Origin of the sequence: Pseudonocardia oroxyli, from assembly GCF_900102195.1 — a bacterium.
Taxonomy (GTDB): domain Bacteria; phylum Actinomycetota; class Actinomycetes; order Mycobacteriales; family Pseudonocardiaceae; genus Pseudonocardia; species Pseudonocardia oroxyli.
Window position 1 is genome coordinate 1 of the sequence record NZ_FNBE01000038.1, and the last position, 10,770, is coordinate 10,770.

Here is a 10,770-nt window from a genome sequence, read left to right on the forward strand (position 1 = left end):
CTAGGTCGGCCTCGGGTTCGACGAGGTCGGCGATGAGGTGTTCGCTGGTTCTCGCCGGCGTCGTCGGGCCGACCTCGCTGCTGGATGTGGGTCGGGTGTTGGCCGAGGTGGGCTGGTAGCCGGCGTCCTGTCCGACGTTGTGGTGGACCCTGCGCCGCGCCGCCCGGATCGACGATGCCGAGGATCGCATTGAGTGCGGGGTGGACGAAGTGGCGCCTGCTGGCGAGGGTGGTGCTGTCGGGGTCGGTTTCTACCGGGACTGGATCGCCGATCTGTGCTTCGCGTATGCTTTGAGCTGCGGTGATGTCAGTCTGGTGGTCTACGATGTGATCGCTCTCTACTTCGAGGTCGAGGAGGAGGGCGGGCTGCGCAAGGTCGGGTTCTCCACAGAGCGCCGGGTCGACCCGCAGGTCGTGGTCGGCCTGCTGGTCGACCGTCAGGGCTTCCCGTTGGAGATCGGCTGTTCCACACCTCGTCAACCAGCCGAAGGTCCGTTCCACCACCCACCGGCGGGGCAGCACCTGGAACCCTTTCACGTCCGCGTTGCGGGGCACCGCGACGATCTCGATGCCCTCCTCACGCTCGGCCCAGCCGACCAGGCCGGCATCGACGGAGTTGACGTAGCCGCCATCAACCCACACCAGCCCCAGCAGCGGAAACCGTCGTCGAGCCCCGGCCAGGACCAGCTGCGCCCCGGCCCGGTCCTGCACCGATGCCGAGTGCACCACCACGTGCAGCAACAGGCCGATGGTGTCGACGAGCAGGTGCCGCTTACGGCCCCGCACGCGCTTGCCGGCGTCGTAGCCGATGGCCTCGCCGCCCTCACTGGACTTCGCCGACTGGGAGTCCAGCACCCCGGCCGAGGGCTGTGGGTCACGACCGTCGGCGGCGCGGACCCGGTCGCGGAGCACCTCGTGGACCCCGTCCCAGGTGCCGTCACCGGTCCAGGCCCGAAACCACTGATACGCGATGCTCCACGGAGCAAGATCATGCGGCACCAGACGCCACGCGCACCCGCTGACCAGCACATACGAGATCGTGTCGATGATCAACCGGCGGGAGTACACATGCGAGCGCCCACCCAGCACTGCGGCCGGGCGGGGCAACAACGGCTCGATCACCGCCCACTGCGCGTCGGTCACCGACGAGTCATAGGCGGGCTTGCAGCTACAGACACACACCCGACCGGATGATCACCGCGCCCCGGTGACTACCACCGCCGCCACGCCGAGTGATCACCAGGTTCCACAACACCCTCTCAGGCGGCAGCGGTTCGCTCGCGGTGTATCGACGTCGAGGCGGGGCGCACGCCAAAGCGTGACATCTGTGGCCCACGTCGCCTCGATGAGAAGGTTGAAGAGACGCGACCCTGGTCAAACGCCTTCGCCGAGCAGCGCGACACGCGCCTCCTCGCGGCGGGTGGGGATGTGTTCGGAAGGCCAAGGTCCTTCTGCGGGCTTGTACCCGCGAAGCAGCTGGCGGGCGACGGTGACCTGATGGACCTCCGTGGGTCCGTCGGCTAGAGCGAGGGAGAGCCCGCGGGAGAGGATCTTGGCGAGAGGCATCTCAGTTGTGACGCCGAGCGCGCCATGCACCTGGACAGCTCGCCGGGCGATGCTCTCCAGCACTCGCGGGGTCTGCACCTTGATCGCGGCAATGTCCTTACGGACCTTGTTGTAATTCTGGAACTTGTCGATCTGCCATGCGGTGTATAGCACGAGCAATCGGAACTGCTGCAGTTCGATGTACGAGTCGGCCAAGAATGACTGGACGAGCTGTTTGTCGGCCAGCAGCGTACCTTGGGTTGTCCTGGACAGAGCGCGTTCGGCCATCATGTCAAGGGCACGCTGCGCTTGGCCCACCGTCCGCATTGCGTGGTGCACACGCCCGCCACCGAGCCGGGTCTGCGCGACGGCGAAAGCCTTGCCCACCTCGCCTAGTGCACTCGAAGCAGGCACTCTCACGTCGGTGTAACGCACCAGCGCGTGCGAGCCCTCTTCATCCGGCTCGCCGAACAGAGCCAGGTTCCGCACGATCTGCACTCCCGGGGTGTTCGCCGGGACGAGGAACATGGTCATCCGGTCGAGCAGCGGGGCCTCGGGATCGGTGACGGCCATGACGATCAGGAAGTCGGCCCACCGAGCGTTGGAGGAAAAGAACTTCTCGCCATTGATGACCCAGTCGTCGCCCTCGCGTACAGCCCGGGTGACGAAGACGGCAGGATCGGCGCCGCCGCTCGGCTCGGTCATCGAGTAGCAGGACACGATCTCGCCCTCGAGTAGCGGCTTGAGGTAGGCAGCCTTCTGGTCGGGGGTGCCGTAGTGAGCGATGATCTCTGCATTGCCGGTGTCGGGAGCCTGGGTGCCGAAGATGCGGGGCGCCCAGGTAGCCATTCCGAGCACTTCGTTGAGAAGAGCAAGCTTGAGCTGACCGTATCCTTGGCCGCCGAGCTCGGGCCCGAGATGTGCTGCCCATAGTCCTTGGTCGCGGACCTGCTGCTTCAACGGGGCGACCACTGCCCGCTGTGCCTCGGTGAGGGGTTTGTAGACGTCGTGCGGCCAGAGCAGGTCCAGCCGAGACACCTCGGTGCGAACCATGGCTTCGGCCCACTCGATCTTGGCCTGGAAGTCTGGGTCGGTGCTGAAGTCCCATGCCATGGGGGCTCCTTGGTCGGGGTCAGAGAGCAGGACGGGTGGAGGACGGGAGCTGCGGACTGGTCACGGGATGCCCCCGTCGATGCGAAGGGTCGCCCCAGTGGTGTAGCTCGAGGCGTCTGAGGCGAAGTACAGCGCCGCCCCCACGACCTCGTGAGGTTCGCCGATGCGCCCGAGCGCGACGCGCTTGCCGGACGATGCCTTGGTCTCGGGACTCCAGGCCTTCGCGACGTCCGTCATCATTGCCCCGGACATCAGAGTGTTCACCCGTACGGTAGGGCCGAGGGCCTGCGCGAGCCCCTCGGTCATCGAGTTGAGGGCGGCTTTGGCAGCCGCATACGGGATGATCGACGGATTGGGCCGGACGGAACCCGTCGAACTCACGTTGACAATGGATCCGCCGCCGTCCGTGATCATCCGCTCGCCAACGAGCGCGGATAGTCTGAACGGGCCCTTGAAGTTCACGTTGATCACGCTGTCGAAGAGCTGCTCTGAGATGCTGGAGAGTTCCCCGTACAGTGGCGACATTCCCGCGTTGTTGACGAGGACGTCGACCTTGCCGAAGCGCCCGTATGCGGCAGACACGAGGCCATCGAGCTCGTCCCATCGCCCGATGTGGGCGGCATAAGGTAGTGCGTGTCGGCCGGTGGCCGTCTCCAGATCTTGGGCGGCCTGGACGCAGTTCTCGTACTTTCGGCTCGCGATGACGACGTCGGCGCCCATCTGCGCGCATCCGAGCGCAATCTCCTTGCCGAGGCCTCGACTGCCGCCGGTCACGAGGACCACCTTTCCGGTCAGGTCGAAGAGCCGATCCGCCATGCTCGGGATCATGGTCTCGCCGTCCTCAAGGAGGCCGCGAGCTCGGCAGATTTGTGCATGAGCTCCAGCACCATGGCGCCGAGGCCGCCGTGCGTGGGGTTGCCGCGGTTCTCGCTCGCGAAGCGCGCGTAACTCTTCTCAAGCACGATGGCCAGCTTCCAACGGGCCAGCACGACGTAGTAGTCGATGTCCTCGGTGGAACGCCCACTGACCCGTTCATAGTGCTCGAGTAGCGCCTCGCGAGGTGGCATGCCCTCCAGGGGCAGATAGCGGGTGGCTGACATGTCGTCGCCCTCTGGCGGCCAAGCGATCAGTGCCCAAGCCAGGTCCAGCAACGGGTCGCCGACCGTCGTCATCTCCCAGTCGATGATCGCTGCCAGACGGGTCGGGACGTCGCTCGTGAAAATGACATTGGCGAACTGGTAGTCGCCGTGCATGATCCCCGGCTCCCAGTGTGCCGGCCGGTGGGTCCGAAGCCATGTGGATGCTTGGTCCAGGCCCGGGATCTCCCGGAACTGATACGTCGACAGAAAGGCCAGCCAGCGGTCGACCTGACGGTCGTGGAAGTTGTCCGGACGGCCGAAGCCGTCGAGGCCCTGAGCCTTCCAGTCAACCCTGGCGAGCCGGGCTGCGCCGTCGACGAGCGCGAAGGCCAGCGGTGCGCGCGCGGGCAGGTCATGCTGGTACGGCTCAGGCCATCCCGCACTCGAGGGGGACCAGCCGACGATCTCATCCATGAGGTAGAACGGCGCACCGAGCACCTCGTCGTCTTCGCAGCCGGCCAGCAGCTCAGCGTGAGGGACGTCGGTGCCCTTCAGTCCGCGGAGGAGGGTCAGCTCGCGTACGTGGTTGCGCCGTCGCGAGACATCCGCCGTCGCCGGCGGAATGCGCAACACCGATCGATGCTCACCGCGCTCTACACGATACAGGTCGTTCTGTGAGCCACCGGAAAGTCGCGACAGCGTCGGAACGTCCCCCTCGCCAGGCAGGCCTTCCTGGTCCATCCATCGCGCCAACCGCCCCACGTCCAGCGGAGCCGTCGACCGCTCTCGTGTCGGTCCATCCTCGCTCATGGGCTTGAGAATGGCATTCTGAAGAGTGAGAATCAAGATCTCAACGTGGTGTAGTCCGCTTCCCGCCGCTGGCGCATACTGGACAGGTGGAGGCGAGCGAGGCACTGGGCGCTGTGGGGGCCGCCGTCGAGCGGGCTCTCGAGCGTCAACGGACCGAGGCGACCAAGGAGGTCGAAGCGATTCTCGAGGCGGCATTACGCGTGGCGGAGCGGGCCGATCCGGATCCGCCACGGGTTGCGGACATCGTTGCGGAGGCGGGCACCTCCAACCAGGCCTTCTACCGCTACTTTCGAGGCAAGGACGATCTGATGGATGCGCTCCTGCAGCGGGGCCTCGCTCGCCTGCGCACCTACCTCGCGCACCAGGTGGACAAGGAGGTCGAACCCCGCGCTCAGGTGACGGCGTGGATTCGCGGAGTCTTCACCCAGGTCACCGACGAGCAAGCGGCTCGCCAAAGTGTTGCAGTAATGCGCCAGCTGCGGCAGGTATCGGCCCGTCCTCACCCGGAGACGGCCGATACCATCGACAGGATGGCCGGCATCCTGGTGGAACCGATCCGCCGTCTGGGCAGCTCTCATCCGGAGAACGATGCTCGCCTGGTCCAGGAGGTCGCGTTCGGGGCGATGAACGTGCACGCGCGCCACGGAACCTCGCCGGACGAGTCCGAGATCGAGCATGCTATTGGCTTCTGTCTGCGGGGCTTGACCGTACCCATCGTCGAGCCCAAGCCCACGAGCTGAACCCAGGCAGCGGCCCGGTTGCTGAGAGAGCCAGGAGCATTCTCCGGACTCCGGCAGTGGCTCAGGCACCGCTGAGTGAGGCACGGCTTGTCCGGCCCGCCCAGGAAGTCGAAGGCCTGCTCTGTGATGAGCTCGCTGCCCGCAAGAGGTTCTGCTGCACGGCGGCCGACCTGCCGCACATAGGCGCGGGGAAGCCGCAAACGTCCCCTTCCGGTCAGCGGCCCCGGCCGTCGATCCGCATCTCCGGCAGGCCGTTCGCCCGGCGCCACTGCTGGTTCCGCGCGGCGACCTTCTCGGGCAGGGCGCGGTAGTCCTCGTCCCAGCTCAAGATCAGGCCTTGCTCCAGCATGGTCTCGACCGAGAGTCCGGGTGACGACGGCTTCTGCAGTCCGTCCTGGATGTCGGAGAAGGCGTCGGTCATCAGCAGATTCTTCACTCTGGCCGGGTCATAACCGAGGACGTCGCGCAGAACCCGTTCGTTGTCCTCGCCAAATGTCGACGCGCCCCGTCGCACGTCGCCAGGTGTCCTACTCATTGCATAGAAGGTGCCCGGCCAGATGCGTAGTCCGATCTCGGTTCCCCATGCCGCCCGGAAGTAGTCGAGCGCCTCCACCTGTGGATCATGGTAGAGGTCTTTGGCGTGCTGGACCGCGCCAGCTGGGACGCCGTGCTGCTGCAGGATCTTCATGGCGTCGTGTTTCGAACGCGTTCGAGTCCAGTCACTGATCGCTTCGTCGATGCGGTCGTGGTCGGCGTGCCGCCCGCCATGACTGCGCAACGACTCGTCGTCGCCGAGGTCGGAGCGGCCGAGCACCTCACACAGCCGGAACCACTCCTCGTCGGTCTCGATGGCGACCGCTACCCAGGCATCCTGGCCGTCGCATCCATACACCCCTTGAGGGGCCTGCCATACGTGACGGTTGCCCGTTCGCGGTCGGTCGGCCCCGGCGCGACCGGCCCGCACGACGTCGGTGAGTCCCGCGAACGTGGCACATTCATACTGTGAGAGGTCGATCCACTGGCCTAAGCCGGTCTCGCGGCGCTCTTCCAGCGCTGCCAATACGGCGGCGACTCCCATCGTGCCGGAGAAGGAGTCGGGAATCGTCGGAATGAGGAGGAGGGGCGAGGAGTCGTCCCGGTAGCCAGTACCGTGCGTGATACCCGACAGGCACTCCAGAGTCCAGCCCCACGCTCCGTAGTCGCGATAGGGCCCGTCGTGCCCGAAGCCCGTCGCCGAGAGCATGATCAACGAGGGGTTCACCTCGTGGAAGACGTCCCAACCCAGGCCCAGATTGGGCAATACCCGCGGCGTGAGATTCTCGATGACCACGTCGGCCCACCGCACGAGATCCAGGAGGACCTCCTTGCCGACCGGATCATTCAGCTCCATCCCGAGGTGGTACTTGCCCGGATTGGCGATGACGTAGCCCATCGACCGGTCCATCCAGCGGTCGTTGTCGCCGAAGCTCAGGTCGACCAGGTCGAAGCCGCGCGCGGTGTCCGGATGCCTGCGAGACTCGACTTTGACGACCTCTGCGCCGTGATCAGCGAGAATGCGGCCTGCGAACGGTCCGGCCCAGGCAAAGGTCAGCTCGAGGACTTTGAGCCCCTCCAGGGCGTCACGGCTCGGACGCGTGACCGACCCACGAGGAGTCGGGTCTCCGCTCCACGCCGGTGTCGTGCCGGTGTGCGTGACGCATGGGCGATGAGCATCGCTGTCACGTGCTGCCTCGGGTACCAAGGGCACGACTGGCGCCGGCACCTCGCTTCCGCCGTCGAGGCGGAGGGGCTGAAAGAACCGGCGGGCGGCGTGCTGCGGATCGGCCGAGGAATGAAGTGGTGACTGAACCATCGCATTCGGCATTCGCAGGCTCTGGCCGGTCTCGAACAAGTCACGCATAGTCCGGGTTGCGGCCGCTTCGCTGATGACGTCGATGAACTCCTGCTGATTTCGGGCGCGCCCAATCGGATCTGCGAACCGCTCCTCGAGCAGTCGCTCGTCCTCGAGCAGAACGAAGAGCATCTCCGGATCGGTGCGGAACGTACTCACCAGTGCGTGGCCGTCCTGGGCCGGAACGAGGGGACCGACGCTGACGGTCCGTGTGGACGAGCGGCGCCGGACCGTGCCCTGGAAACCGTAGCTCGTCGGGAAGCTCATCAAGGTGCACAGGAGGGTCCGCAGCGTCGACACCTCTACCTGTTGCCCTTGCCCGGTGGTGCGCGCGTGATGGAGTGCTGCCATCGCACCCCCGACGGCATTGACGCCCGTTACCACGTCTACCAGATCGACACCGATTCGCAGGGGCTCTCGATCATTGAGCCCACTGATGAAGAGATACCCGGACAGCGCCAACGACACGAGACTCGGAGCCGCGTAGGCGGCATAGGGGCCGCTCCGCCCGAACTTCGTGACGTCGACCAGTACAAGTCCCGGGTTGTCCTCGATGAGGGCTTCGGGCGTGGGGAGTGTCTCGGCCCATTGCTGCGGACTGAGATCGCTGATCAGAAGGTCAGCGCCCGGGAGAAGCGGAGCCACCGACCGGAGAGTTCCGTCGGGAGCGGGCCCGTCGAGCAAGGTCTTTCCCGCGCGCGCCCACGTCTGAACGGTCGCATCGCCGAAGTCCTGTGCAGGCTCGCTGAACGGCTCCAGGCGGATCACCTCGGCGCCCAGGTCGGCGAAGAATCGGCCTGCGACTCCCGCTGCCAAGCCGGCCGCGATCTCGAGGACCCGTGTTCCGGCGTACGCGCTATTGATCACCGTTCGAGATCCTCCTGGGAACGTGGGCGGAAGGGAGCTGTGTGAGGCGCCGCTCGCATGACACCAGTCAGCCGGCAGTCGCGTGTCATGATCGACGCCATCGTGCAATGACGCACTGTCCGTACTCCTCGAGCCCTTCGACCGCTTCGTTCAGACTGTGACCCGGTGTTCGGACCACGACGTCGGTGGCACCGGCGGCGGCGAGCTCCTCCATGAACTGGTGGTGCCGCTCCCACGAGTACTCGCGATGTAGGAGGATGTCGCTGTGCCGCGACTTTACCTGTACGGCGACCGATGAGGGATCGCGTCCGGCATCGACCAGGAGCGCCTGCAGGTCGGCTATCCCCATCTTGAGCGCAGCTGTGCCGGACATGGCCTCCGTCCGCGTGGTCGCTGCCATCTCATCGCTGATCAGGAGCGGCATCCAGCCCTCCCCGGCCCGAGCGACCCGACGACGTGTCGCACGGCTGTTGCCGCCGATCCATATCGGCGGGTGGGGGCGCTGTACGGGGCCCGGTGCGCTCACTTGCCCGCGGGCAGTGAAGTGTCGTCCCTCGGTGCTGAAGCTGTCGGCGACCCACAGGTTCCGCAGGACGCTCAGCCCTTCGTCGAACAGCGCCCCTCGTTCCTCGAAGTCCACGCCGAGCGCGGCGAACTCGGTCTTGAGATAGCCGACGCCGACTCCGACGGTGAGGCGCCCGTCGGAGAGCAGGTCGACCGTGGCAATTGTCTTCGCCACCAGTAGCGGATTGCGGTATGGAAGAACGAGAAGATAGCTCAACAGTCGGATCCGTTTAGTGACCGCGGCGGCGAACGCAAGGGCGGCCAGCGGATCGAGACTCTCGTGCCCACCCGCACTCAGCCATTTCAGGGATGGAGCCGGGTGCTCGGTAAAGGCAATAGCGTCAAAACCGGCGTTCTCCGCGGCGGAGGCGAAGGCGGCCATGCCCTCCCGTCGGTAGAGTTCGGGCGAGCAGCCCGGACGACCGAGTGGGTGTTCGATCGTGAAACGCAGGCCCATCGCGGGTCCTCTCGAGACGGCCGGTGCGGCTCCAGGGCCGATGGTCGGATCGGCCTGCATCGGGCGGGCCACGCCCTCCCGGGTGCATCGTGACCCGAGTGGCGCCGGCAGGATAACGCTCTGCGGGTACTGCTAGCTTCGAACGAAGATCACGCTGATCGACTGGACAAGCGTTCGGGCCATGTACGGACCGATATCCGCCGGAGTCATCCGGGGAGGAGTACGACCGCCTCACCAGGGGCCAGAGGGGTGCCCGTCTGATCCTCGGTCCACACCTTGACAGTTGCCCGCCGACCATCGGCCGCGTCGTCGATCGCGATCACCTCGCCGCGGGCGGTCACGGTCTGGCCCTTGACGTTCGCGCCCCGGAACTGGCACTTCATGGAGAGAAGACGGCTCCCTGCGGGCATCCACCCTCGGACAATGATGTGCAAGTAAGCCCATTGCAGGTTGCCCATTCCGAATGCAGCTGGGTAGCCCGCAGCGCGACCTGCCTCGTCGTCCATGTGGATCGGGACGAACTCGTCGTTCACGGCCGCGTACCGGTTCCAGTTGGCGAACCCGGTCTCCCGGACTACAGGTGGTAGTTGCTCGCCGAGCGTCACCTCGCGTCGGGGTTCACTGCTCATCACCAGCGACCTCCTCTCGATCAGTGGATCAGTAGCGGATCAGCGTCGTGCGGCCGCGCTTCACTATTTCCTCGTGCTGGTTGGTCCAGGTGTCCTCGGTGACCGACAAGAGCATCAGGCCTAGTCGTCCGGGGCGTTCCGAATAGGAGGCCAGGGTGGTGACGCTGGTGATGACGTCTCCGGCGCGCATCGAAGCGCCGTACTCGGTCTCCATGCCACCATTGAGCATGTATTTCAAACCTGGTCCCGTCACGCCGAGCTGCTTCTCGGTTCTGTCTGGGTCGTTCCGGTCGGCATCGACACCGGACGGATGGAGAATGGTCTCCGAAACGGCCCATGCGAAAGGGTTGAACTCCTCCGGGGCGACGAGGGCGGAGTCGTTGCCGGCAAGGTAGCGCGCCGGTGGCAGATCCGGCCAGTAGACCGCGAGCGCCCAGCGGCGGATGTCCGAGTCGGTGATGGGGTAGCTGACCCGTCGGCCGAGCTCGGTTCCGAGAGCGGCCTTCATCTCGGGGGTGATGTTCGTCGTGTGGGTGGCACTGTCGGTCATGCGGTTCTCCGAGTAGGGACGAGATGTGTCGCTGCTGAACGTTCCGGCCAGGACAGGCGTAGGCGGCCCCGGTCGGGCGCCTGACCAGCGACGAGCCGCCGTTGCCGTGCGGTGGGATGTCCGATGACCGTGTCGTTGCCGGTACTGCACGGTAGCGCATGGCCGGCTTGTGGGGGAGGTGGTGGTGTGGGGTGTGCTTGTTGTTATGGGATGGCATCCTGTATGGGTATCGTGGTGTTGGTGGGGTGCGGTCTGTGGCGTGGTGAGGTTGTGTTCGAGGATGACGGTGGATTTGACGACGCTGCTAGAGATGGTTGCTTCCGGGTTCGGTGAGCGTGTGCTGCTCGGGGGGCGGCGGTCGGGTGTCACTGGTGGTCGCTTGCGTGAGCTTGCTCACCGGGGTGCGGGAGCGGTGGTCGAGGCGGACGCTTCGGTCGTGGTGTTCCTGGGTGGTAATGGTCCGGCTTTCCCGGTTGCGTTGTTCGCGGCTGCGGCCGCGGGGGTGCCGTTCTTGCCGGTGAACTAC

Annotated in this window: 8 protein-coding genes and 3 pseudogenes; 3 read left to right on the top strand and 8 right to left on the bottom strand. The window is 65.9% G+C overall.

All coding sequences use genetic code 11. The annotated features are described in order from the left end of the window. Positions 1-13: 13 nt before the first annotated feature. Positions 14-464: pseudogene (locus BLS43_RS32285) on the top strand (hypothetical protein); the annotation flags it as partial. On the opposite strand, the pseudogene BLS43_RS28855 reads toward BLS43_RS32285, so the two are convergent. From BLS43_RS28855 to BLS43_RS28870, 4 genes and pseudogenes are all read right to left on the bottom strand, one after another. Next, positions 420-1,181: pseudogene (locus tag BLS43_RS28855) on the bottom strand (IS5 family transposase); the annotation flags it as partial. The pseudogenes BLS43_RS32285 and BLS43_RS28855 sit on opposite strands and share 45 nt — an antisense overlap. A gap of 192 nt (positions 1,182-1,373) precedes the next feature. Next, positions 1,374-2,657: an acyl-CoA dehydrogenase family protein gene (locus tag BLS43_RS28860; protein WP_093089869.1), complete on the bottom strand. Its 1,284-nt coding sequence runs from the start codon at positions 2,655-2,657 to the stop codon at positions 1,374-1,376. Between the two features lie 60 nt (positions 2,658-2,717). Further along, positions 2,718-3,473, bottom strand: coding sequence for an SDR family NAD(P)-dependent oxidoreductase (locus BLS43_RS28865; RefSeq protein WP_218130058.1), 756 nt, complete (start codon positions 3,471-3,473; stop codon positions 2,718-2,720). 8 nt (positions 3,474-3,481) lie between these two features. Then, positions 3,482-4,546, bottom strand: a complete 1,065-nt coding sequence (locus BLS43_RS28870; RefSeq protein ID WP_218130059.1) for a phosphotransferase family protein — start codon at positions 4,544-4,546, stop codon at positions 3,482-3,484. 86 nt (positions 4,547-4,632) lie between these two features. On the opposite strand from BLS43_RS28870, the gene BLS43_RS28875 reads away from it, so the two are divergent. Beyond that, positions 4,633-5,286: a TetR/AcrR family transcriptional regulator gene (locus BLS43_RS28875; protein WP_218130060.1), complete on the top strand. Its 654-nt coding sequence runs from the start codon at positions 4,633-4,635 to the stop codon at positions 5,284-5,286. A 214-nt stretch (positions 5,287-5,500) separates the two neighbouring features. On the opposite strand, the gene BLS43_RS28880 is transcribed toward BLS43_RS28875, so the two are convergent. The 4 genes from BLS43_RS28880 to BLS43_RS28895 all read right to left on the bottom strand — a co-directional run bounded on the left by BLS43_RS28880 (position 5,501) and on the right by BLS43_RS28895 (position 10,244). Further along, positions 5,501-8,044, bottom strand: a complete 2,544-nt coding sequence (locus BLS43_RS28880; RefSeq protein WP_176921633.1) for a CoA transferase — start codon at positions 8,042-8,044, stop codon at positions 5,501-5,503. 85 nt (positions 8,045-8,129) lie between these two features. After that, the gene (locus tag BLS43_RS28885; RefSeq protein WP_218130061.1) at positions 8,130-9,065 is read right to left on the bottom strand and encodes a TIGR03619 family F420-dependent LLM class oxidoreductase; all 936 of its coding nucleotides are present in this window, start codon (positions 9,063-9,065) and stop codon (positions 8,130-8,132) included. A gap of 206 nt (positions 9,066-9,271) precedes the next feature. Then, positions 9,272-9,694: a hotdog family protein gene (locus BLS43_RS28890; RefSeq protein ID WP_093089875.1), complete on the bottom strand. Its 423-nt coding sequence runs from the start codon at positions 9,692-9,694 to the stop codon at positions 9,272-9,274. A gap of 28 nt (positions 9,695-9,722) precedes the next feature. Continuing rightward, complete coding sequence (locus BLS43_RS28895) at positions 9,723-10,244, bottom strand: FAS1-like dehydratase domain-containing protein (protein ID WP_218130062.1); 522 nt, start codon at positions 10,242-10,244, stop codon at positions 9,723-9,725. A 280-nt stretch (positions 10,245-10,524) separates the two neighbouring features. Here BLS43_RS28895 and BLS43_RS30740 point away from each other — a divergent pair. Then, positions 10,525-10,770 (top strand): annotated as a pseudogene (locus BLS43_RS30740) (long-chain fatty acid--CoA ligase); the annotation flags it as partial.

What these genes read in the sequence shown, in the direction of transcription:
- BLS43_RS28860 (WP_093089869.1), bottom strand. Translation starts at nt 2,657, where the DNA reads ATGGCATGGGACTTCAGCACCGACCCAGACTTCCAGGCCAAGATCGAG.
- BLS43_RS28865 (WP_218130058.1), bottom strand. Translation starts at nt 3,473, where the DNA reads ATGGCGGATCGGCTCTTCGACCTGACCGGAAAGGTGGTCCTCGTGACC.
- BLS43_RS28870 (WP_218130059.1), bottom strand. Translation starts at nt 4,546, where the DNA reads ATGAGCGAGGATGGACCGACACGAGAGCGGTCGACGGCTCCGCTGGAC.
- BLS43_RS28885 (WP_218130061.1), bottom strand. Translation starts at nt 9,065, where the DNA reads ATGGGCCTGCGTTTCACGATCGAACACCCACTCGGTCGTCCGGGCTGC.
- BLS43_RS28890 (WP_093089875.1), bottom strand. Translation starts at nt 9,694, where the DNA reads ATGAGCAGTGAACCCCGACGCGAGGTGACGCTCGGCGAGCAACTACCA.
- BLS43_RS28895 (WP_218130062.1), bottom strand. Translation starts at nt 10,244, where the DNA reads ATGACCGACAGTGCCACCCACACGACGAACATCACCCCCGAGATGAAG.